Origin of the sequence: Corynebacterium curieae (assembly GCF_027570035.1) — a bacterium.
Lineage (GTDB): Bacteria > Actinomycetota > Actinomycetes > Mycobacteriales > Mycobacteriaceae > Corynebacterium > Corynebacterium curieae.
Genome location: NZ_JAKMUU010000001.1, coordinates 582,401 through 605,830, shown reverse-complemented (window position 1 = coordinate 605,830; position 23,430 = coordinate 582,401). Strand labels below are relative to the sequence as shown.

18 protein-coding genes and 1 pseudogene are annotated in these 23,430 nt (G+C 52.3%); 10 read left to right on the top strand and 9 right to left on the bottom strand.

The window, feature by feature from the left end:
* Positions 1–2 precede the first annotated feature (2 nt).
* The 4 genes from L8V01_RS02840 (at position 3) to L8V01_RS02825 (ending at position 4,290) form a co-directional block, all read left to right on the top strand.
* Complete coding sequence (locus L8V01_RS02840; RefSeq protein ID WP_269945630.1) at positions 3–680, top strand: hypothetical protein; 678 nt, start codon at positions 3–5, stop codon at positions 678–680.
* Entirely contained in the window at positions 667–1,752 is a 1,086-nt protein-coding gene (locus L8V01_RS02835; protein ID WP_269945629.1) for a glycosyltransferase, read from the top strand. Before L8V01_RS02840 ends, L8V01_RS02835 begins: the two co-directional genes overlap by 14 nt.
* A 247-nt stretch (positions 1,753–1,999) precedes the next feature.
* The gene (locus L8V01_RS02830; RefSeq protein ID WP_269945628.1) at positions 2,000–2,908 is read left to right on the top strand and encodes a UTP--glucose-1-phosphate uridylyltransferase; all 909 of its coding nucleotides are present in this window, start codon (positions 2,000–2,002) and stop codon (positions 2,906–2,908) included.
* Positions 2,909–3,015: 107 nt separating this feature from the next.
* The gene (locus tag L8V01_RS02825) at positions 3,016–4,290 is read left to right on the top strand and encodes a hypothetical protein (protein WP_269945627.1); all 1,275 of its coding nucleotides are present in this window, start codon (positions 3,016–3,018) and stop codon (positions 4,288–4,290) included.
* 131 nt (positions 4,291–4,421) lie between these two features.
* Here the strand turns inward: L8V01_RS02825 and L8V01_RS02820 are convergent.
* From L8V01_RS02820 to L8V01_RS02810, 3 genes and pseudogenes are all read right to left on the bottom strand, one after another.
* A pseudogene (locus L8V01_RS02820) lies at positions 4,422–5,674 on the bottom strand (transposase).
* A gap of 535 nt (positions 5,675–6,209) precedes the next feature.
* Positions 6,210–7,442, bottom strand: coding sequence for a hypothetical protein (locus tag L8V01_RS02815; protein ID WP_269945626.1), 1,233 nt, complete (start codon positions 7,440–7,442; stop codon positions 6,210–6,212).
* Positions 7,443–7,605: 163 nt separating this feature from the next.
* On the bottom strand, positions 7,606–8,415 hold the full coding sequence (locus L8V01_RS02810) for an ATP-grasp fold amidoligase family protein (RefSeq protein ID WP_269945625.1): 810 nt from the start codon (positions 8,413–8,415) through the stop codon (positions 7,606–7,608).
* Positions 8,416–9,425: 1,010 nt separating this feature from the next.
* Between L8V01_RS02810 and L8V01_RS02805 the strand changes: the two genes are divergently transcribed.
* The 5 genes from L8V01_RS02805 to L8V01_RS02785 all read left to right on the top strand — a co-directional run bounded on the left by L8V01_RS02805 (position 9,426) and on the right by L8V01_RS02785 (position 14,813).
* Positions 9,426–11,330, top strand: coding sequence for a hypothetical protein (locus L8V01_RS02805; RefSeq protein ID WP_269945624.1), 1,905 nt, complete (start codon positions 9,426–9,428; stop codon positions 11,328–11,330).
* 155 nt (positions 11,331–11,485) lie between these two features.
* Positions 11,486–12,094 carry a sugar phosphate nucleotidyltransferase gene (locus L8V01_RS02800; protein ID WP_420869454.1) on the top strand — a complete coding sequence of 203 codons (609 nt, stop codon included), beginning with the start codon at positions 11,486–11,488 and terminating at the stop codon, positions 12,092–12,094.
* Between the two features lie 236 nt (positions 12,095–12,330).
* Positions 12,331–13,179, top strand: coding sequence for a hypothetical protein (locus L8V01_RS02795; protein ID WP_269945623.1), 849 nt, complete (start codon positions 12,331–12,333; stop codon positions 13,177–13,179).
* 183 nt (positions 13,180–13,362) lie between these two features.
* Positions 13,363–14,259: an adenylate/guanylate cyclase domain-containing protein gene (locus tag L8V01_RS02790; RefSeq protein WP_269945622.1), complete on the top strand. Its 897-nt coding sequence runs from the start codon at positions 13,363–13,365 to the stop codon at positions 14,257–14,259.
* A 32-nt stretch (positions 14,260–14,291) separates the two neighbouring features.
* Positions 14,292–14,813: a Pycsar system effector family protein gene (locus L8V01_RS02785; RefSeq protein WP_269945621.1), complete on the top strand. Its 522-nt coding sequence runs from the start codon at positions 14,292–14,294 to the stop codon at positions 14,811–14,813.
* Between the two features lie 9 nt (positions 14,814–14,822).
* Here the strand turns inward: L8V01_RS02785 and L8V01_RS02780 are convergent, their stop codons facing one another.
* The 6 genes from L8V01_RS02780 to gabT form a co-directional block, all read right to left on the bottom strand.
* The gene (locus L8V01_RS02780; RefSeq protein ID WP_269945620.1) at positions 14,823–14,981 is read right to left on the bottom strand and encodes a hypothetical protein; all 159 of its coding nucleotides are present in this window, start codon (positions 14,979–14,981) and stop codon (positions 14,823–14,825) included.
* 127 nt (positions 14,982–15,108) lie between these two features.
* Complete coding sequence (locus tag L8V01_RS02775) at positions 15,109–16,227, bottom strand: alcohol dehydrogenase catalytic domain-containing protein (RefSeq protein ID WP_269945619.1); 1,119 nt, start codon at positions 16,225–16,227, stop codon at positions 15,109–15,111.
* Positions 16,228–16,233: 6 nt separating this feature from the next.
* Positions 16,234–17,616 (bottom strand): YkvI family membrane protein, encoded by a 1,383-nt coding sequence (locus L8V01_RS02770; protein WP_269945618.1) that lies wholly within the window; start codon positions 17,614–17,616, stop codon positions 16,234–16,236.
* Between the two features lie 48 nt (positions 17,617–17,664).
* A complete protein-coding gene (locus L8V01_RS02765; protein ID WP_269945617.1) occupies positions 17,665–18,657 on the bottom strand; it encodes an alpha/beta hydrolase in 993 nt (330 codons plus the stop codon).
* Positions 18,658–18,714: 57 nt separating this feature from the next.
* Positions 18,715–20,175: a flavin-containing monooxygenase gene (locus L8V01_RS02760; protein ID WP_269945616.1), complete on the bottom strand. Its 1,461-nt coding sequence runs from the start codon at positions 20,173–20,175 to the stop codon at positions 18,715–18,717.
* A 55-nt stretch (positions 20,176–20,230) separates the two neighbouring features.
* A complete protein-coding gene (gene gabT / locus L8V01_RS02755) occupies positions 20,231–21,574 on the bottom strand; it encodes a 4-aminobutyrate--2-oxoglutarate transaminase (RefSeq protein WP_269945615.1) in 1,344 nt (447 codons plus the stop codon).
* Positions 21,575–21,703: 129 nt separating this feature from the next.
* On the opposite strand from gabT, the gene L8V01_RS02750 reads away from it, so the two are divergent.
* Positions 21,704–23,278 (top strand): PucR family transcriptional regulator, encoded by a 1,575-nt coding sequence (locus L8V01_RS02750; RefSeq protein WP_269945614.1) that lies wholly within the window; start codon positions 21,704–21,706, stop codon positions 23,276–23,278.
* Positions 23,279–23,430: the final 152 nt, after the last annotated feature.

The window sequence follows — 23,430 nt, the reverse complement described above, 5'->3', positions numbered from 1 at the left end:
CAGTGAAATTTGATTACGAAAATCAACTCAATGGAAAGTTCTGCCTTCGTCAAGAGACTGATGATGCAACTGATGTCTTGAGCTTTCCACGGGAGCTTCGTGCAGATATCACTTTGTTGAGCGTCCAGCCGTTGAATGCACTGTTGGCCGGGAGCCTCCTTTTCGGAGCGCTTGACAGCGGGCAATTTATCTCGTCGCCCGAGGCTTCTCTTGAGCTTGATCGCACTTTCCGACGCCTCTTTGGCGAGTATTCCCCGCACCTCAACGTGAATCCTCTGAAGCAGGCAGAACCAGAGAGCCATACACAGCTAATTCTTGCGGACTACCGTAGCGAGGCAACGCCGGTTCAACCAGAAGGCAAGGGTCGAAACGTACTCATTCAAACTCGAGATAGTACAAAATGGACTGGAAAGCTCTTTTCCCTAGATCGGGTCGAATTTGCAGTTAATAAATCGGTGTTCGCGGACAGCCGACACAGTAGCGAACTGAGGTTCAATGTTGCGCTTGGACTGTTACTAGCAGGCGATTGGAGGTCTTCTTTTCTCGTCGTGGAGGACCGCAAAGGCGAAGACGAACAGAGCAAGAAGGAACTAGCTGAGCTTTGCGCTGCAATCGGAATACAGCTCACTGTCGTAAGTAGCGAGATCTTGGAAGGAATGCTAAACGATGTCCAAGCGTAAGATTTTGATGCCGGTTCGAACTGTCGCCGAGTGGGGCGGGGTTCACGAGTGGACCGTTGATGCAGCTTCTGCGTTGGTGAAGCAAGGTCATGAGGTTACTTTCGTTGGCAGCGGCGTTGTATTCAAAGAGCGCGCGGAAGCAACAGGTGCATCATTTAAGGTTGTCAACTGGAAAAAGGGCTGGAAGAAGGTCGCGCAGCAAGTAGGGGAGGAAGGGAATTTTGATCTGATTTTCTCCCATGCCCCGGCGGCACGGCAGTTTGGGCTTGTCGCCAATGAGATTGCCCAAAAGGAGCACGTTGTTATGATTCATGGTGCATACCATGACTTCATGTACGAGTGGTCCGACCAAGTAGATGCTTTCCTTGCGGCAAGCCCTTCTTTGGTGCATTTTGTTCAAAGGTTTGGACGAGTGGCACCGTGGAAGGTGTCAAATCTTCCCAATGCAGCTCCAGACGAAGTATTTGATCTACCGCTTCTGAGTCACGATGAAAAGCTTAAGGATGGCGTAGGGCATATCGTGACTGCTTCTCGTCTTTCCAAGGACAAGACTCCGCAAATCGATTCGGTTGAGGAAGCTGTCCGTGCTCTAAGTGAGCTATACCCAGACATTAAATGGCAGATTGATGTTTGTGGCGATGGCCCTCTTCGGGACTATTTCGATCGACGCTATCGGATGCTCTCCCGTGAGCTGAAAAATGTCTCACACGTCATGCACGGTTGGGTACTTCCACAGGACGTCCCGCAGATGATGAATAAAGCATTTCTCACCGTCACTGCAGGAATGGCCGGCATGCGAGCGCTTGCCTCTGGTTCCCTCTGCCTTGGTACTGGTGCACGCGCAACCGTCGGAATTCAAAAGGGGAAGAACCTCAGGGCCGGTCTTTGGAGCAATTTCGGAGATCATGGTGTCTTTAGGTTTACCCCAAACTCAGTTTCAGCTGACCTAAAGGAGGTATCTTCCTCTTTCGCTTACGATGAAGCGGTTTCTGTAGCTCGAACTGTAGTCAAACACAGTAATAGTCAGAAGATCGTGAATGGAATGATGATATCTGCATTGCAGTGTGAATAGAGCGTACTGAGAGTAAGTCAAGTGAGAGCCCGATCGTTACCGGAAATGTAGAAGTGATGGCTATTACTTTCAGCAATCCGATTGTATTGGCAGGTTGCTCACCGTAGACAGAAAGTTCCTTTTTCAGCGGTTGTTTAGCCGCGACGAGGATATTCGGAAATACCTCTTTTTCATCGTATTCGGTAATGATCCAGAAATTTGCTGAGGCTGGATCATTTATTATCCATCAAGACGCTACTCTAGTTGCATGTCGAATTGTTCAAACTTGGGCCTCACCGTTGTCGTCCCTGCAGCTGGCATGGGAACGCGGTTCTTGCCCGCTACGAAAACTGTTCCTAAGGAACTTCTCCCGGTAGTTGATACTCCCGGCATAGAAATGATCGCGGAAGAGGCCGCAGCAGCGGGTGCCTCGAGGCTGGCGATTGTGACGTCGCCGAGCAAAGACGAGGTTATGCGTCACTTTGATGAGTTCCCGGAACTTGTTGAGATTTTGCGTGATCGGGGCAAGGATGAACAGGCGGCGAAGGTGCAGCGCGCCGCGGAGATTATTCATCCAGTTGTTGTGACTCAGAAGGAGCCTTTAGGGCTAGGACACGCTGTAGGTTTGGCTGAGTCTGTTTTGGATGAGGATGAAGACTGCTTTGCGGTCATGCTCCCTGATGATGTCATTGAGCCCACTGCCGCGATGAGTGAGATGATTCGGGTGCGCCAAGAACACGGCGGATCGGTTCTCTTGGCAGTGGAAGTGGACTCTGCGCACGTATCAAGTTATGGCGTGTTCGATGTTGAGCGCACCGAAGATGACCGGGTTAAGAAAGTCGTGGGTATGGTGGAAAAGCCTGCGGCTGAGGATGCGCCGTCGAATTTGGTCGCTACAGGACGCTATCTTTTGGATCGTGCCATTTTTGATGCATTGCGCCGGATCAAGCCGGGCAAGGGTGGAGAGCTGCAGCTTACCGACGCCATCGATCTGCTCATTTCCGAGGGACATCCCGTTCACGTCGTCGTCCATGATGGCATCCGCCATGACCTTGGCAATCCCGCTGGCTTCATTCCAGCTAGCGTCGAGTTTGGCCTTCGCCATCCTAAGTACGGCCCAGCATTGTTCGAGGATTTGGAAGCATTGCTGGAAAAATACCGACCAGAATTAGGATAAAATTTTGCTGATGCCAGGTGGATTTCTGTTTAGAATTTCGCGGGTAAAGCAAAGTTGGTCTCGAGATTTAATGGTGGAAAAGCGCTGAACAGCGCAGAAGGAATGACGTGCGTATGCCTCGCCGAGCGGTCAAAAACCTGAGCTTTAAAGAGTTCTCGTCGGTAGAAGAGTTTCGGCGACACTGGGATTCCAAGTCCAGCAGTGCAATATCGATTGAAGATAAGCTTCCTATTCACCTTCACTGGACCAACAGACAGGCTGAAAACACAGTAATTTGTTTTAGCGCTGCGTCCTCGAAGGTTCGAGAAGTTCCATTCTGGACCGGTCGCGGGGTGACCTCGGCCCTCGACGCAAACGTCCTTCTAGTATCGGATCCTTCCATGATTCTTGACCGAACGCTTAGTCTGGGATGGTATGCGGGAAGTCTGGAACAACCGGACTTGATTGAGACACTAACGGAAGTTTTCCGAGTCGTATCACAAGGTACTCGCCCTATATTCTTTGGCGCTTCTGCTGGCGGATGGGCTGCGCTTAAGTACGCTGCACGTCTTGACGGGGCAGTTGCTGTGGCGGTAAACCCTCAGGTGGATATAGCCCGGTACAAGTATTTCCCTTACTACCTGCGTAAAGCTTGGAAAACTGAAGATGGAAGCGAATGCCTTCCATTTGAAGGCAACGTGGCGCGCGATTATGCCGAGGGCAACGATACGTCGGTTGTCTATGTTCAGAACGAGGGAGATTCTCATCATTTCATCGAGCATTTTACGACCTTTAAATCTACGTGTGGGAATCCGGACAAACTAATTGAACTGCTGCCGGACTTGGGGCCAGGGCACGTTGCTCCGACTAAAGAATCGCTGATACAGATCCTGGAAACCACGATTGCATCGAGATCAGCTAGTGAATTGCGGACCAATCTGTCCTGTATAGAAATCAAATCGAGCGGCGTGAATAACGAGGTTAAAGTCAGTGGTTCGTCTTTTCGCTCCTCGGAAGCCCTGAACAGGCGATATCCAGTTCTTTTGGAGAAGAAATATAACCTTTCTCCGTCCATTCGTGTGTGTACCGTGGGGATAAAGTCGCCCGTACACTTACTAGCTAAAGCCTATGCAATTGAAGTTCACTTTGATGGGGTTGAAATAGAGAAAGCGATTGCGAGAAAGCTAGGACTGAGTTGGTCTGCGGGGCTGCATTGTGCATTCTTCTATTCACAAGAGGCACCGGGGCGTGCATGGACAACTTATGACTCTTTTCGAATACCAGAGGCGGCAACAGGAGTCCATATAGTCGTCCGGCAGTGGAGACAGGAGGGGCTTGGCGAGAACCGTAAAGACTCTGTGCATTTATACTGCAAGTTTGACTCTTTTCAGATCGAGGCCTAAATACGCTAGGAAAATAAGCCTTACCCATCTACGACGTTGGTACAGACTAGGGAAATAACTACTCCATGAATAGCTTTTGTCCTGTGCAGAGGCATTGTCGGGTGATGTGAAGCAAAGTGGCCCTTCCGGTTTTAGAGTGCGTTGATTTTGTCCTGTAGTTGTCCGGAGTGGATCAGGCACCGCAAGATGTAGTGGTTGAGGTTTTTGAATCCTAGGGCGATGCCACGTAGGTGTTCGAGTCTGCCGTTGATTGCCTCGACGGGGCCGTTTGAGGCACCGATATCAAAGTAGGCGAGCACATCTTTGCGTCGACGCCACAGGGTGCGTCCCAGTTGAGCGAGCTCTTCTAAGCCTTTTGGTAATCCTTTACGCAGGGTGTGGATGATGCGTTCCATGAGCTTTTTGCCTTCCGATTTCTTCGGATGCGCGTACGCTGCGATCATGTCTTGGTAGAGCAACCACGTTACTTCTAGGGCCACGTAGTCGTTATCGGTGGCCCACAACATTTCTAAGCGTTGCTTTTGCCGCTCGGTGAGATAGTTCGTCCTGGTCAACAGGGTGCACCGGTGCTTGTACAGCGGGTTATCTTTGCGTCCGCGGCGCCCAGTGGTCTCGCGTTGGAGTCTTTGTCCGCCTGTGGTAGTTGCTCCTCGACTGCGGTGGCATATCCGGTGAACCCATCCATTATCACCACCTGTATCTGCTCCAGGAAGCTGGGGTCGCGTTCCTTAAGCCACCCGCTGAGCACGTCTGCGGACCTGCCCGGTCGCATGTCTAACAAACGTGCAGGCCCACGCCCGTCCACCAGCGGGGTGAGGTCAACGAGTATGGTCACCAGGTTTGATGCCTGGCCTGGTTTTCTGGTGTGTTTCCATACATGTTCATCGACTCCGAGGACGCGAACCCCGTCTAGGTGGCAGGGGTCGCCGTAGACAAGCTGGCGGCAGGCATCCAGTGCGACTTTATTGACCAGGTCCCAGCCCACACCGAGTGCTTTGGCGGTAGCTGACACACTCAACCGGTCAATAGCAAGGCGTTGCAAGATCCAACGGGTGACCCGGTCAGTGAGCTTGGCGCCGTCATCCGCGCAGGTTAAAGATTCTTGGAAGATCTTTCTCTTACATGAGGTGGCTGTGCACCGGAATCTAGGGACTTTTACGTGCAGCCTAGTGGGGAATCCGACGACAGGAAGATCAACGAGTCGACGGGTGGTGTGGTCGCGCAGCTTTCCTGGCTGTCCGCAGTCCGGGCACACGCCGATAACGGCTACTGGCGTGGCCTCAATGATGGTCAGCGGTCCGGCATCAGCGGCACCGGTGATGGCAAGCCCGATTTCCGCGGTACGGCAGATAGTGTCGGCGACGAGGTTTCCAGTAGGCTTCACAGTACGGGTCCCTGGTGGGTTTAGATGGTTGTGTAGGAACTTTCATCTTCACATCAGGGACCCCTACATGTTGTGGTGACCCGCTGAACCCGTCGTGTTCTACTTCACCCCGCTACGCACCCCGAAACCGGAAGAGCCAGCAAAGTTTGTTTAGTCGGTCAAGCCTCCACGTGGGTAAGGAGGGCGTTGAATAGGGTGCTGTGGTGCACAAATCCTTTAGGACTTGGTACGAGGCTTTAACGGTCTAGCTATCGATGATTTGGAAAACGGAAACAATCTTCAGTGAGCTTTTGGGAACCAGCAGCTAGGAATTACCGAAAAGGGTGGTTGTGCAGAGCGGGCGAAGAAGGCTGCATTCGCAACATCGAGAATTCTACTTGTCTCTCGGGACAACGAGATGGGAACCTTCATTTCACAATGAGTAGCACTAGGTATGAATGGTTTTGCGGCAAGTAAGACAAAATACCGTATCAATACGGTAAACAATTTCACGGGGTTAGTGACGAAGACCGGCTGATGCTAGATAGGCAAAGTATCAGATTTTGGTCTGAGGTCGAATTAGAAAATCAGACTCACAGGGGGACATTTGGGTGTTTACTATCGGTTGAATGCGCTGAAGTAACTCATTCCACTCTGGTTCGAGCCAATCAAAAATGGTGTTGAAGGTTTGTATCTCCTTGTAGGCTCGCCTAATCGCGGAACGATTTGGGATCTCAGGGGTTGGTGCTTTGCTCCCTGTCCGCCATGGAATCCTAATCGCGTCGAAGTGACCGGCGAATAGTTTGGATTCGTCAGTAGGGGCGGTATTCTGGCCGAGTAACAAGTGTGGCGTTAATTGGTCTGAATCCTTTATCCGATGTGGGGCATAAATATACTTGGTGGAAAGCCAAGCCCCTTTGGCTTCCCCTAGTGAGTAATTAGAATGGACGCGTGTATTACTCTTCTGGGCTTCAGCTCTATTTGGGTACTGCAAAATAGGAATTCTGCCAAAGTGGAGAGATGCTTGTTCCGAATCAACGAGTACTTGAGTTAAAGCTAATCCATCTCCGTGAATTGGAAGTTCGTCCACGTCTATCATCAGGGCGGTGTCGGCCTTTTCGCCAAAAAGTCGTCGTGAGTGTTCCCAAGCAACGTGTTGTCCGTAGTCCGAATCCCAACAATTGCTTGGACCGCCCAATGGGCCAAATGGAGTATCCCAACGTACCACGACGTGATTCTTTATTCCAGGAATCATTGAAAGGATTTGATCGATTCTCTCTGGGGAATATAAAGAGCTATTGTTGTCGTAGATCACTACAGAATCGATGTGATGAACGCGTGCATTATAGAAAGCCCAATAAGCGATCCATTCTAATCGATTGTCTTGTTGTTGGGTCACTAACAGATTTGCCTCGGAGAATAGTTCATTCTGAACGAGCCCGACACTCAGTGTCCACTCTCCTAAGGGGCCTTCGATTTGAAGTACTCCCGGGGAATTCGGCACGTTCGCAGAAGCCCTAGACATTCGGTTGAAGTTCTCGAAAACAACGCTCTGTGAAATGTCGTCCCAGTTCCATCTGAAAGTCGAATCTTTTAACTCTGCCTCGAGATTTTCGAAATGAGGGCCTATCATCCATAAGCGTCCGTTTCGTACGAAAACGTCCGAGAAAACAGTATGAAAGTCAAACTTCTCTAAATAGTCTGGCTGACGGTCTTGGGGAGCGCGAGGGGGGTAGCGTTTTATGTGTGCACTTTCCGCAAGCGTGACGCCCCTTGGAGTATAAAGCATAAATCCTTCAAAGAAATAAAGAATGCCGTGGTATATAACTACAGTGACTCGGAACGATTTAACTGGTCCGCATTCTGGTATTCAGAACTCTACCTCTTTTGTAGAGAAGTGGGACCGCGAACCTCAACTGAGGATTGCGTAAATCTCCAGTTCATGAGCTGGTTTAATTGGCGTTTGCAATACGCTCGGTTGCGGCCGTCCATTGTTCACCTAAAAAGAGGTCGAATTGTTCACTGAGTCGAAAGTTGTTTCCATAGAAGGCGTCACCTGGTGACGGAGTAAGTTCACCTATAACGGGGCCGTCCGAGGAGACAAACATGTCGACACTCATAAATGGAGTTTCTAATTTTAGCGTTACATTTCTTGCGATTTGAAGTAGCTGCTGCCAATCGCTGGGACGAACTAGTGCGTCCAAGTCGCGGGTGTTCCAATCGCTTATAATGCTATTTTCGAGGTCAAGTGGATTAAACTTCCCATCAAAAAAATTCATCCTGATTGGAGAATGGTTGCGGTTGATCTGGTGCACGAGATAAGTTTGGCCGTAGAAGGAATAGACCTTGTAATCGAGTGGGATTGCTTGCTCTTTGTCTGGAGAATCTACTCGTTCTTCAACTATTAGCCTGTACGCACCTTTGTATTTACAGCGTTCGTAAGCACGCTGTTGCTCGGATAGGATCTGCTCGGTTGTCAATCGGCGTTCCCGTAGAGACTCCCAATAATTTCCATCTGGCAACTGCTCAAGAAGCATCACTCCCCAAGTTGAGAACATAACGGAAGGTTTTAGTACGAAACGTTTAGGTAAATCGGTGAGCTCCAATTCTTCTGGGGTAGCCCATGAGCGGAGGATTTTCGGCATAGGGAACTCATTGGACTTGGCCCACTTGTGTAATTTAACTTTATCGTTTACCCACCAAGGTGCACCGGGCTCCTCTCCGCTATTTCGAGCCTTAATAAAGTCGGTCCATCTAGTCATGTATTTTCTCCTTCCGTTTAAATTTATACTACCGTCTCAAAATGTTGATGACTTGTATTTTTGTTTGAATGGGCGAAAGCTTAGCTTGTCGTCGTAGGTGACCTGAGTAACACGATAGATTCAAATTCATTGAAGTCAATTTAACTATTGCTTTGTGGGACTCTCGTATCTTCGCATTTATTCGATTTTCAGCTATTGGCCTTGGCAAGAGTTCGTTTAACTGTGGAGATTAATAGGATGTGAAGTATGGAATCTAAAGTCTGATAGTACTTTGGCTCCCACCTTGCGGGCCCTTGCAAGTTTTGAGCCGATCCGCTCATTACATTAGGAACGGGTCGGAAGCGGTAGTTTCACGAAGCGATCGGCCTCTCATTCCCTTGGGGCGACGTCCGCTTCGTGGCGGATGAAGATCTCTGTCACGAGGAAGATAGGCCGACAGGTTCCATTCTCTGCAGGGGTCGATTGGTGTCGCAAAAAGTACCGAGTTTCCCATTTGAAGCCACAGGCATTAGTTCTCGAAAACTATCCAACCTAAAGGGGTAGATTCCTTTTGGCAGTGGTAATGGGCAAAACTCGAAACAGAATTGCCTGCTACTGGGGTGTTGTGAGAATTTCAATTGTGATATTCCACTCATGCAAAGAGCGAATATTGTATATGATGCGTCGAACATAATTGCAAATTTATGATCCGGCTCTACAACTAGTTAAATACAATTAGAGTGCAATAGGGTTTTGGGCAAAGGGCGTGTTTAGGTTCCCAAAATTGTAGCGTTGGCTTCGACCGAATCACTGTTGGAAAATGATGAAGACGACTTTGCCGGGATATTTGTTGGCTTCCTGATCTCAAAAAATAGATTGTTTGGGGGATCTCTGACGAATATTCAGGGATGCTGCCGCAGGATCGTAATAGCCCTCGGCGATTCTAAGGTTCCAGTTCTCTTCGCTCAGTCGTGTATATGGCTTATGGGACATGCAGCAACCGAAATGACCTTCAAGCTAAGCTTACGTGCATGACTCAGAAAAACGTTCCGTTTGCCAGTGGTTTCGTATTGTCCAGCAAGGACTTTGGTTCTATTGCGCATTTTGAAAAGCGAGCATTGCCAAATGGCCTTTGGTGGTGGAGCGATAGCTTTGTGGATGAAGATCAAGCCTCTGCTGAAAGCGGAGATTTTTTGGTCATTAGAGGGCACTGGGCTTCGGGCTCGGAGAACGGAAAAGATGACCCCTCGGCGCGTCGTTTCTTGCAACTGGCACAAGAGTCGATCGACTTATTCGAAGACGAGCTCGACTATATGTGCGGCCGTTATCTCATCGTTTTACACCTCCATGGGAATACCTGGATTTACAATGACGCAATCGGAAACAGGACGGTGTACTACTCAGCCGACCAACCGATTGCGGCTTCGCACTTGCAACTGTTGAATAGAGTTTTACCGCACGAGTTGATTGACAATTCGCTCGAGGATGCCCGTGTTGCCGAGTATCAGTGGGCAGCAGATCTGACGCCCTACAAGGCAGTGCGGCATTTACTCCCGAATCACAAACTGAACTGGGGCGAGAAAGAAACAGTTCGCTTTTATCCGCGAGAAGTTAATCCCTTCTATGAGTGGGATTCGGAATCCAAGTATGCAGAGATTGAGCGAGTTTGGCGCGCAGCACAAGCACAGTACTTTGACCGCTATTCGCGTATTGCATTTTCCATCAGCGGTGGAGTCGATAGCAGGGTTGTGCTTGCAATGGCTAAGCCGTACTGGGACCGTATCGTGGGCTACACATATGGCCTCGCAAAACGAGAGGAAGGCCTAGCACAGCGAGGGTCTTTCTTTGGCCGCACGATGGAAAATGACGAGTCGATTGTGCGCCAGATGATCTCTTCGTGCGAATTGAAGGATCATGTTTATTTTGACATGGAGGCACTCGAAAATGTGGATGACCAATTAGAGGAGCTCCTCCAGAGCAATACGATGGGTTTCCATGGAAACCGCCTAGTGGCTTCGTATCGAAAGGTTTTCGAAGGGCCGTGGCTCAACATTCGCGGAAATGCCATCGAGCTTTCACGAACGGGCAATTCTAACTTGTCCTTTGGCGCTTTAGTAGAGAAGTGCCAGGGCGATTTTCCGGCGGATGTTACTTCACGCCTGAAGGCATTGGGCTATGACTCGAATCTTTACGGGTATGGACGTGGCGCGCTTACCTATTGGGAATTCAGGCACGGTAAATGGCTCGGAGAGATTCATAATGAACTTGATGCAGCGTTTGATACGTGGGTCCCGGCGGGTATCCGCCGAGTAAGAGACCTGATGGCGGCATTTGACGAGCAGGAAGTCCGTAACAGTCTTGTCGTCCGCGACTTAATTGAAAGGAACGCCCCAGAGCTCAACCGCTATCCTGTTAATTCCCAGGAAACCCTTTACTCTGAGTGGCGCGACTTAAAGAGGGAACAACTCAACAACGGCTCCGGTCGTGCGGCTTTGTCCGCCGAGGTTGTAAGTCCTCAAGGCGATCATCTTTGCGACGTCGAAATCAAGAAGTCTTTCAGAATGCCGCCGAACACATTGCAAGCAGGAAACCGGATGCGCGTCTTTTTGCACGCCGTGAAGCTGGGCGGAACCCTTTGTTTCCGAGTCCATCAGCCGTACACAAACCCAGCCGCGAAGAACTACATGCAGCTAGCAGTCGTAGTTAACGGGAAACCGATGTTCGCGATAGACGGCGCGGAATACGGCGGACCAATCAACATCTCCATCGACAACCTACGTCCAGGTGACACCGTGTATCTTGAGGAGACCTTCCAAAAGAATTTGCCTGGATCGGAATCATGGTCGCGAGCTACGCGAATGGGGGTATCTGCGGTGAAGTTCTTCAAACAAAAATTGAATGGTGAGCGAACCTTGCGCCATGATCTTCCTGTGTAATAACAGACCACTAGCGATGTGGGCAGGGGACAAGCGAGTGCGAACTCTGCGGTGGAATGTTCTGGTTTCGTACTAGTTGCGGTCTGGATCTATTCCCTTGTGGTCAGTGACCAATGGGAAAAGCTGCGGCTGTGTAGGCGTGAAGGCTGGCGATTGTGACGTCGCCAAGCAAGCAAGTAGTGCTGCGGCACTTCGATGAGTATTCTTTGGCGGAGCTGTTGCGTGCTCGGGGGAAGGATGAGCAGGCGGCGAAGGTGCAGCGTGCTGCGGAGATTATTCATCCGGTTGCGGTGATTCAGGATGAGCCTTTGGGGTTGGAGCATGCTGTGGGGCTGGCTGAGGCCGCGTTGGATGCTGATGAGGACTATTTTGCCGTCATACTTCCTGATGACGTTATCGAGCCGACCGTCGCCATGAGTGAGATGATTCGGGTGCGCCAGGAGCATGGCGGTTCGGTGTTGTTGGCGGTGGAGATGGAGCCGTCGCAGGTGTCGAATTATGGCGTCTTTGATGTTGAGGCTACCGAGGCTGATCGGGTGAAGAAGGTTGTGGGCATGGTGGAAAAGACTGCGGTTGAGGATGCGCAGTCGAATTTGGTGGACACGGGACGCTGCCTTTTAGACCGCGCGACTTTTGGTGCCCCGCGCCGTATTACTGCTGGCAAGGGTGGGGAGCTGCAGCTTTCCGATGCCATCGCTCTCCTCATTTCCGAGACCCCCCGTCTACGTCGTGGTCCATGTTGGTATCCGCCATGCCCTCGGTAATCCCGCCGGCTTCATTCCCGCCAGTGTCGAGTTCGGCCTCCGCCACCCGAAGTACGGTCCGGCTCTGTTCGCTGACTTGGAGACCCTGCTGGAGAAGTATCGGGGTGAGGTGGGTGAGAGTCATAGGTCTTCCTAGAGCCGATAACTCAAATAACTCAAGTTTCTGAGATAAAGTTCCGCAATCCGTGAATTAGTATTATTTGCAGTTAGTTTCCTCTATTGGTGGAGTACCAAACATGTCAAAGAAGCTGCAAATTTCCGCTCCTGATGAGCAAGATTTGTATGCGACGGCCCTAAATACGATCAACTTGGCATCGAAAATTCCATTTGTCAGAGTGGATCGCAACGAATTTTTAAAGGAACAATTCCAAGAGTCTCCTTATCTGGAAGAGATTCTCAAGCTTGGTCCGCAGGCGGTATTTTCTCAGGCTACACTGCGCAAGCATGCCAAAAAGATCGTAGCGTCCAATACAACCAAGACGGCGGCAGTATCATTTGCGTCCGGTATTCCATCTAACATCCTCATGATGATTCCGGCTGGCGCTGCAGATGTTGTGCAGTATTTCGGTTTTGCAATGCGCATGGCACAACAGATTTCGTATCTGTACGGGGAAGATGAGCTTTTCGAGCCAAATGGAGCATCTGGCCTTTCTGATGAAGCAAAGATCCGAGTTATGGCTTATCTGGGAGGAATGTTCGGTGCGGCCGGCGCTGCTGCGCTTATAGCTAACACCTCACAAAAGGTTGGGGCCAAAATAGGAAAGAAGGTTGCTGCAAAGGCTTTGACCAAAACTTTTTGGTATCCGGTTCTCAAGAAAACCGGCACGATGCTCGGCGCCGAGGTGACTAAGAAAACCGTAGAGAAGACCATCACCAAGGCCGTTCCAGTACTAGGCGGAGCTGTTTCCGGTGGAATTGCGTGGGCCTCATTCAGGCCGATGGGAACGCGGCTTATCAACGTTTTCGAACGCCAATTGAACGGTGAGTTTGATGATATTGATGAACTGTCACCGGAGTTTGCTGACAAGCTTGAAGACGACCCTGCCGAGCCATCCGTCATTGATGGGGAAGTTATCGATGAGTAGAGAGGGAAGAGTTTGACGAATGGAGTGTGAAACCGAACCCCTCAAAGTGTTTCTATGTGGTGGGAGCATCCTGGGCATTTGCTGCCGTGAGAGAGGTCGATTGGCTCGTTCCGTGTCTCGGATACTGGTTTCTCATAAGCGTATAGTCAATTTGGAGGACCAATTCATGAAAGGGGCGGATGCGTGGAATTGAAAAATGGTCTGCGGGGACTTCTCGGGGAAGTCAAAAACAATGTTGCAATAGAGCTTGAAAGGACACCCGAAGTCGAACCAGCTGGTGATAGCTTGGTTTATGATGACTTAAAAATAGAGGCCCGACGATGGAAAGTAATTGATGACGCCGTCGTGGTAATGGCTGACCTGAAGAATTCCACAAAGCTTGGAATGAATAAATGGGTGCAGTCAACAGCAAATATATACGAGGCCTCTACCGGCAGTGTGGCAAAAATCTTCGATGACTTTGGCGCGGACTTTATATCTATTCAAGGTGACGGAGCCTACGCGATTTTCTGGGGTGAGCGTCGAATAGAAAGGGCATTGTGCGCAGGAGTAACCATAAAAACCTTTGGTGAGGATTTGCTGGAGCAACTAAAAACCAAATGGGATTCTTTACCAGACACTGGACTAAAAGTAGGTATTGCCTCTGGCAAGCTTTTGGCGAAGAAGGTCGGAGTTCGTCGAAAGCCAGGTTCCCAAGCGCCCATCTGGCCAGGAAAACCGGTGAATTACGCGTTTAAGGCCTCTGCCTCAGTTGACAAAAATCAGATGGCTGTCACTAAAAGTGTTTGGAACGCGATAAAGGCGAATGATTTTTTGACATGGTCCTGTACCTGCAACGGAGAGCCCTCTCTTCTGTGGCAAGATTTGACCATTAAGAAATTGCCTGAAGGTGCCCCAGAAAGGCAAGGGATGTTTCTTGCTTCTGCGTGGTGTCCAAATTGCGGGGAAGAGTTTTGCGAGTCGATTCTGCGAGGCGAAAAGAAGCGATCCGAGGTGGATAAACCCCGACTGCAGGTATCGCTGGAAAGAAAGCGCGCCAACGAGCTAAAAGCTACGAGGAATCTCAGAGGAGTGAAGTAGAGGTGCCTGGATCTGAGAATCCAAAAGAAGGCATGGAAACTTCTGAATATCGTGAGTACCTCTGGCATCTTCTGAATATGGTTTCGGAGTGGATTCGGCATGCTGAGGCGAAGCTCGGCGTCACCTTAGCTTTCGTAGGTGCAGGTGTACCAGGCCTAGTTCAGCTTGGAAGAGATTTTCCAGAGCCTAATTGGTTGATTAAGCTATTTGAGGCCTTGGTTTTACTGTCAGCTATGGCTTCTGCCGGCTGTTGTCTGCGGGGGCTGAACCCCCGAACAAAGAAGCATGCTAGAAATATCGGGGGAAGATTTTCTCCTATTTATTTCCATGACATTTACGAGGGCTTTACTTCCCCCGAGGAACTAGCTAATACTCTGTCTCAATCACTTAATGGAACTCAGGTTGCTTATTCTAGTTTGATCATCCAGCAGGTGTTTGAAAACTCGAGGGTCGCGGCGAAAAAATTCTATTGGGCTAAGCTGGCTCTGAGATTCTTGATGTCTGAAATTGTCTTTCTACTGGCTTTAGTTGTTGTTTTTATCGTTAAAGTATAGTTGGTGATTTCACGGTTTGGCAGGTTTGTAAATTCCAACCGTGTTACTCAGTTCGTGACCTTTGTAGACGCTGACAGTCTTCCAGTGCGGAGAAGGAGTGCCGATTCCATTGGTGGCTTGAGATGTGGGCGCGGCGTGGCCTTGGGAAGTCTTCTTTTCTTCAGACATGGGACGCTTCTTTCTGTAGCGGGCGAGCAGCGCCGACGAATGTGGGCTTGTATGCGGCTAGGTAGAGATGCGCCCCGCGCCGGGAATGAACTGGCGCGGGGCGCGGGAGGAGTGAGGAACCAGGGGTCTAGTCAAATTCGATGATTTGGCGCAGTGCTAGCCCATCGCTGAGGTTATCCATTGCCGCATTGATATCTTCGAGCTTGATATGGGAAGAAATCAGGCCCTCGGCGTTGAGCTTTCCTTCGCGCCACAGCTGCTCATATTTCGGAATATCGGTAGCTGGCACAGAAGAACCGAGGTAGCAACCGTGTAGGCGGCGAGCCTCACTGGTCATGACGAGCGGGTCAATTTCGCTAACGGAATGTGGAGCCGGCAGGCCAACAGTTACGGTCAGGCCACCAGGAGCGGTGATCTTATAGGCCGTCTCTAAAGCCTTGGGGTGGCCGGCTGCTTCAATCACGGCGCTGAATCGTTTCCCAGAGGCTTCTGCTTCCTCCGCGGACATGGCAGAGGTGGCACCCAGCTCGCGGGCTTTTTCTAGCTTATCCGGCTGCATATCGATGCCCACGATTTCCTTGACACCCAGTGCCGCAGCGGTAATCACGGCGGACATGCCTACGCCACCAAGGCCCACGACGGCAATGGTGTCCTCCGGACCAGGCTTAACCTCGTTGAGTACCGCTCCGCCGCCGGTGAGGATGGCACAACCAAAGATGGCAGCAATATCGGCCGGGACATCCTTGCCAATAGGAACTACGGAAAGCTCGGATACCACTGCGTGGGTGGCAAACCCGGAAACGCCCAGATGGTGTTGGACTACCTCGCCATTGCGGGTGAGGTGGCGGGTACCGCGGATGAGTGTGCCCTCACCATTGGATTTGGAGCCCACCTCGCAGGGCATCTTGCCATTGGTTTTGCACCCTGCACACTCGCCGCAGCGTGGCAGGAAAGTCATGACCACGTGGTCGCCTTCACTGACAGAGGTGACGTTGGGCCCAACTGCTTCAACCACGCCGGCGGATTCGTGACCTAGCAGCATGGGTAGTGGGCGCGGACGGTTGTTATTGACCACCGAAAGATCGGAATGGCACAAGCCGGCGGCGGTGATTTTTACGAGGATTTCGCCCTCGCCAGGGGCGGTGAGCTCGAGATCACTGATTGTCAGCGGCTGCGAGTCCGCGTAGGGGCGTGGGGCATCAGAGCGTTCGAGAACGGCGCCTTTAATCTGCAGGGATTCAGTCATGATGGATTACAGCTCCTTTTCTAGCTTTGGGGTTGTGGTTTCTTGGTGCGACTCGTGCGGGGGATGAGGCGGTGTGTGGTCATCGACGGTTGTTCGCCGCCTTTTCGGGCGGGGTTTGCCGGTAATGAGCGAGTGCAATTTACCGTCATGGATTTGTAGGTGCGGATCCTCGGCATCTACCTCGGTCATGATTTCCGTGATGAACTCGGACTCTGGGATCGATGAGTTTCGGGCGATGGAGACCAATTCGCGCATTTCTGCCTCCGATAGGGTTTCTTCGCCTTCGAAGCGCTTTTGCAGTAGCTCTCGGGCGCGGCGGCGCAGCTCGCTTTCGCTTTCTAGTTCCTTGCGATTTTTGACCCAGGCGTAGCCAATGATGCACATCATGGCGATGCCCATATAGCCCAAGATGGGATAGACCCAGCCGATGAGGTTGCCAAAGCCGATGAAGGACAGGACGAAGCCGATAAGCACCGAGATGCAATAGACCTTGTAGAAGTTCTGAGGTTTGCTGCGGGTCAAGCGCTTGGCAAAGGCATAGAACATGCCGATTGAGGTGTTGTAGATCATGCCGTAGATGGCTACGGCCATCGGAATACCCAGCCACGGGTGAATTTGCGTGATCATCTCTAGGGTAGGCATTTCGGCCTCGGTGACCGGACCGATGGAGATGTACAAGCCACCGACGAGTACGGCTAGGAGGAAGAGGAAGCATAGCCCGCCCATGATGCCGCCGTAGCCTACTTCTTTGGCATCGAGAAAATTGCCACCGATGACGATAGTCATGGATACCACCACAATGACGTTCAGGCCCATGTTATTTAGCGCCGAGACCCACCAGTTGGGCAAAGTGGTGGGAATCTGTTGTGCTTGCTCGTTGAGGTGGCTCCAATCCGGGGAGGCGGTAAAGACCGTGTACAAAGTGCCGATGGTCAATAAAGCGATAATCAGCGGGGTAATCGCGCCGATGGCAATGGTGACTTTATCAACGTCCAAAAGACCGGTGAGCAAGGTCAAAATCAGCATTATGATTGCCCCGATCCATACCGGCCAGCCCCATTGCTGGTTTAGATTGGTACCCGCACCAGCAAACATGGCAAAGCCAATGCAGAACAGGCAGGTAAGCGTGCCGAAATCTAGCAGTTTGGACACGATGGGCGTGGAGACCGCTTCAAAGACTGAAGTGTGTTCTTTAGCGCGGTGATAAGAACCCATCTGCAAGATGGTGATGCCGGAGACCATCATGGCAATCGCGGTACACACCGCGCCGACTATGCCCCAATTGCCAAAGGCCACGAAGTACTGCAGCGCCTCGCGGCCAGAGGCAAAGGAGGCACCGGCAAGCACGCCGATGAAGGCCATCGCGATGCCAAATGAACGTTTAAACATGTCAGTGGTTCCTTACTAGGAAAGTGATAGGGGCAAAGGAGAAGCGGCCTAGCTCGGGGATGAGCCGCGGGCGGTGCGGCGGAGGAAAGAAGCGACGTCGGCAAGCTCTTGCTCGCCGCGCTGGATAATGCCTGCGGAGGTAAAAAGCCCGTGGTGGTAGCCCACCAGGTGCTTATAAGTCACATCCACGCCAGCTCGGGCGAGCTTGAGCGCGTATTCCCCGCCTTCATCCGCCAATGGATCGTTATCTACCGTGATGACCAGCGCTGGGGGCAGGTTTTCTGGAAGCTCGTGCAGCAGCGGTGAAAGGTCTTTCGCGGTGCGCTGGGATTCCTCGGTGATAAAAGTATTGATAAACCACCGCATGGTATCGGCCACTAGAGGAAAGCCGGCTTCTAGGCGCTGGTAGGAGGCACCGTTTTCGGTGCGCTGTTGGGAACAATCCGTAATTGGGTAGAGCAACACTTGGCTGCTTAGCGGGGCAACGCCTTCCACGCCGCTAAACTCATTGGCCATCACCGCCGCCAATTGGCCACCTGCAGAATCGCCCACGACCGCAATCGAATCGACGGTGAGCCCATGTTCTGCTGAGGAATCCGATACCCAGCGGTACGCAGCGCGGCAATCATCGATGGCGGCGGGGTACGGGTGCTCGGGTGCGAGGCGATAATCCACCGCGATGATAGGGAAACCGGTAAGCACTGCTAATCTACGCGCCACTGAATCGTGCGTTTCCAGGTTGCCCATCAGCCACCCGCCGCCGTGCATAAAGAGGATGGCCGGGGTTGCATCCTGGCGCGCTGCAGCTTCTCGCGGTTCATAGACGCGTACTTGGAAATCGTGCACGGGATAGTCGGTGCTCTTCGGCGGGGTGCTTTCGTGCAGGGGATTGGCGCCGGTGGAGTTGATATAGCTTTCGCGGACTTCCGGGATAGGGAAGTTATGGAAAGACTGTGCTCCAGCATCACGGAAAGGAGCGAGTGCTTTCCACGCATCCTCGGCCACAGGGCGGCCGGAGTATTCATCGGATTGTGTGTACATAAAGCGTTCCTTTCTGGAAACGATTCGGCTCATAAAGGAGCGTGGGCCTTCGGGTAACTACGCCACGCGGTAGTCATCTACTTGCAGCTCGCGGGTGAGGTCTTGGTACTCGGCCACGTTGCCGGACCAGTTATTGATGACCTTGCCGTCTTCGTTCTTATACCAAGACGAACAATCTGCGGAGAAGGCGGAATCTTGCAGCTCAGCTTGGATGCGGTCATTGAACTCGCGCAATACCTGCGGGTCTACGTCCAGCACCTTGTTTGGGTTATCGCGCAGGAAATCTACCGCCTGGCTGATGTATTTATCCTGTTCTTCCAGCATCGCCACTACGGAGTGATGGTTCAGGTTGGTATTGGGGCCGTAGAGCATAAAGAAGTTGGGGAAGCCGTCGACAGACATACCCAGGTAGGCCTCCGGTGAGTTACCCCAGCGCTCGCGTAGGTCTAGACCGCCACGGCCGATGACTTTGAGATCGCCCTGGAATTCTTGGGAGTAGAAACCGGTGGCATAGATGATGACATCAAACTCGTGCTCCACGCCGTCGGCAGTGCGGATGCCGTTTTCAGTAATCTCCGCAATGCCTTCGGTGATTAGGGAGACATTCTCTCGGTTAAAGGTGGGGTAGAAGTCATCCGACCGCAGAATGCGCTTGCAGCCAAAGGCGAAGGTAGGCGTTAGCTTTTCTACCAGTGCGGGATCATTGACTTGGGAGCGCAGGTGCTCCATCGCCTGCTCGACGCCCTCTGCGGCAGAATCTGTGCCTTTGCGGGTGCGCTCGAATCCTGCCTCGCGGGTATCGTGAATTTCTTGGCGGATAGCGCGGTAGGAATCCGGGTTCTCTTGGAACTCCTGCAGTTCTTCCTCACTAAAGATGACCTGGTTGCGCGGCAGAATGTAATTGGCAGAGCGCTGGAATACGGCGAGGTGACCGGCCACCTTAGCTACCTCGGGCACGAGCTGGACGGCAGAAGCGGCGTTGCCGATGGTCGCTACCTTCTTATTGCTCAAATCAGTGGAATGATCCCATTCAGCGGAATGGAACTGTACTCCCTTGAAGCGCTCCCGGCCTGGAAAGTTAGGAATCTTTGGCTTGGAAAGCTGACCCCAAGCTCCCACAAAGACACGCCCGTAGAAGGTTTCACCGGTAGCGGTTTCCACCTCCCACGCCTTCATCTCTTCCAGCCACTCGGAGCGGGTGATGCGGTGGTTGAACCTGATGTGCTCGTAGAGATTGAACTCTTCTGCCATGGCCTTTAAGTACCCCAGCATTTCGACTTGGCCGGCAAACATGCGCGAGACGCCGAGGTTGAGGAAGTAGGAGTAGCAGTAGATAAGTGCTTGGGTATCGCAGGCGGCACCCGGGTAGGTATTATCGCGCCATACTCCGCCTACTTCATCGGCAGCTTCTAGGATGAGGTAGTTTTCCGTGCCATCCTTGGTCAGCTGGGCTCCCATACCAATGCCGCCGTAGCCGGTGCCGAGGATGATGCAATCGTAGATGTGTGGGTTAGACATGAGGTGTACTCCTTCTTTGGTGGGGACAGTGGCTGCTTTAGCCGGTATCTAGGGATTAGAGGTGAGTGGGGGATTGGCTCTTGCGGATTTCTGCGGCAAGGACCTGCAATCCATCACGCAGAGTTTCCTCGTTGATGACTAGGGGCGGAAGCAAACGGATGACGTTGCCGTCGAGACCGCAGGTAAGGATGAGCACCCCTTGGGCCTTGCAGGCGGCGGCTACCTGGGCGGTAAGCTCGGCATCCGGACGGCCCTTTTCGTCTGCGAATTCAATGGCAATCATTGCTCCACGCCCGCGAACCTCCGCCACGTTGGGCAGCTCCAGCAGCGGTTCTAGCTCCTCGCGGATGATGGCCTCAATCTCAAGCGCCCGGGCGCCGAGGCTCTTTTCTTCCATCTCTTCGATGGCAGCAAGGGAGGCCGCGCAAGCCACCGGATTGCCGGCATAGGTGCCACCCAAAGATCCTGGGCCGGGCGAGTCCATGATCTCTGCTCGTCCGGTTACAGCCGAAAGCGGCATGCCGCCGCCGACGCCCTTGGCGGTTGTAATCAGATCCGGTACAACCCCTTCTTTATCGCAGGCAAACCAGGAACCGGTGCGGCACATTCCAGCTTGAATTTCATCGGCAACAAAGACGACGCCGTTCTCGTTGCACCACTTCTGTAGCGCGGGAAGGAATCCTTCCGCGGGTTCGACAAAGCCGCCTTCGCCTTGAATGGGCTCGATGACTACTGCGGCGAGCTCCTCGGTGCCTACTGTTTGCTCGATGACGCGTATGGTGCGCTCGATTGCTTGTTGGCCATCTAGGCCATCGCGCAGGGGATACGAGCCGGGCACACGGTAAATATCTGCAGCGAGAGTGCCGAATCCTGCCTTGTAGGGTTTATTCTTCGCGGTCATGGTCATCGTCAGATTGGTACGGCCGTGGAAGGCGGAATCAAAGACGGCCACGCGGTTTTTACCGGTGTAGTTGCGGGCAATCTTTACCGCGTTTTCTATTGCTTCGGCACCCGTGGAAAAGAGTGCACTCTTTTTCTTATGCTCTCCAGGGGTGAGCTCATTGAGCTTGCGGGCGACGGCAACAAACCCTTCATAGGGCGCATTTAAAAAGCACGTATGAAGAAGGTGCGATGCGGCCTCGGAGACAGCGGTGGTTACTCGTTCATTGGAGGCGCCCACCGTTGTCACGGCGATACCGGAGGCGAAATCTACGAAGCTATTTCCATCGACGTCGACTAAAACGCCGCCATCGCCATCGACGATATAAGCCGGCAGGCCCGGTACTAGTCCGCGTGCGAGTGCAGCCTCGCGCTGCTGCTCCAATTCTTGGCTACGCGGTCCGGGGATAGCGGTGCGCACGTTCCGCTGCTGCGGAAGCCGGTGGTTGAAATCTTGCATGTCACTCCTTCGGTACTTATTGAGAATGTGATGTGCATCATTGTGTACCGAAAGATGTAATATGCGATATAGACAGTGTGGTGAATTGAGGCGAAAAACTTAGACAGTATGGATGTGGAGGGGCGGGCTATGGTTTCACTCAACGTAGTAGGCACCGATGCAGATGTTCGTGGTGCGGCTGATCTCACTAGGCCAGATATCGATCTGTCCTTGTCGTGGCTAGTGGCCCAAAAGGGGCTAAACCTAGAAAAGGTTCACGATTCTGGGCGGAAATTCTCTGCTATTCACCCTTGTGAGCTCGTGGACCCGCGCGAATTCATCGGCGCAGGTTCCGTGGTCTTACTTACAGGTATTGCCTTCGCGCACACGCCACAAGAGCTTCCTCTTTATGTGCGCAAGCTTGCCGAGGCCGGTGTAGCCGGCATTGGATTCGGCTTAGGCATTGCTTTTGATGAGGTTCCTTCAGCCATGATCGATGCTGCCAAGGAAGCAGAGATATCCTTATTCATTGTCCCGTTGGAGACGCCCTTTATCTCTTTGCAGGCAGCGCTACACCGTGAGGCGATACGTCAGCGCGACCTAGCCCATGCGGAGCTGTTGGAACGGCAACAGTTGCTCAGTGAGGCCGCCGCCCAGGGATTGCCAGAACTGGTATCGCGCACAGCGCAAGCTCTGCAGGCCCATATGTGCCTCGTCGATCTGGATGGGCGAATCGCTGCCCAAGCTGGGATACCAGGGGCTGAGGAACTGGATTTTCGCCCCATTGTGGAGGAAACGAGTAAAAGAAAATTTGGTATCGCCGCCCAGTATGGCTCATTCAATGTCATTGCCCAGCGGCTCCAGCCCCAAGGAGGCCGCGTCTATGGTCTGATTGCGGCTGCTCCACACCTTTTCAGCTCGCATGATCGCACAGCGCTCAAACATGCTGCTGGCTTGGCAGAGCTCATCATCACCCGCCCGCGGGAATTGCGCACGATGCAGCAAGAGCTCAATTCCCTAGCTATTGCTATCCAAATTGGGCTTTCGAAAGACCAAGACTCGATGCAGCGGATCTTTCACCACGTAGGCGATGCGGATGGGCGGGTGCGGCCAGTACTGGTGAAATCAAAATCGCCCCAGGGGCACCACCGGTTTATACGCAATCTAGATCAGCGACTTGCCAGCTACGGGCGCATGCTTTTTGCCCTGCCTATCGACGCCACCACATCCTTCCTCATCTTTCGGGGTACCCGCAGCGTGAAAAATATCCGAGAACTATTTCTAGGAATGCGCACCACTCAACGCATCGCCGTGGGAGTCCCACTCTTGTGGTCTGATCTGAATGAAACTGTGGTGGAAGAACTACAACGCGTAGTCTTCGGTCTTCAGGCGGGAACGCTGGTCGGCCCCGAAGCCAAATCTCTGAATTGGCTTGGCGATGTTCAAGTACGCAGTGCTATTGGCTACCGCGTAAAAGAGACGTGGGGAAGGCTGCAGGAAATTGATGCCGGCAACCGTACCGATTTCGCCTGTACTCTAGAGGCTTTCCTGCGCAATGGCGGCAATATTTCTCATACTGCCGAAGAACTGGAAACCCACCGGCATACTGTGCGGCGCCGCATGGAAGAAATCGCAGAGATTCTCGAGCTAGACCTCAAAGATCCGCTGGTGGCTGCCGAACTCTTGATTCTAGGAAACGCCTCTGCAGCCTCTAGAAGCCACTAGGCCCAGTGCTCAGGTGAGGCCGCGTGAACTGAGATCTCATTGATTTCGTAGGGGTCATAGCATCACGTTTGAACTGTTCAGAGCGCTTAGGCATGGTGGTAGATCACCTTTCGTCTCAACCCAATCGGGCTGGATATCAGTGTCTACCTAAC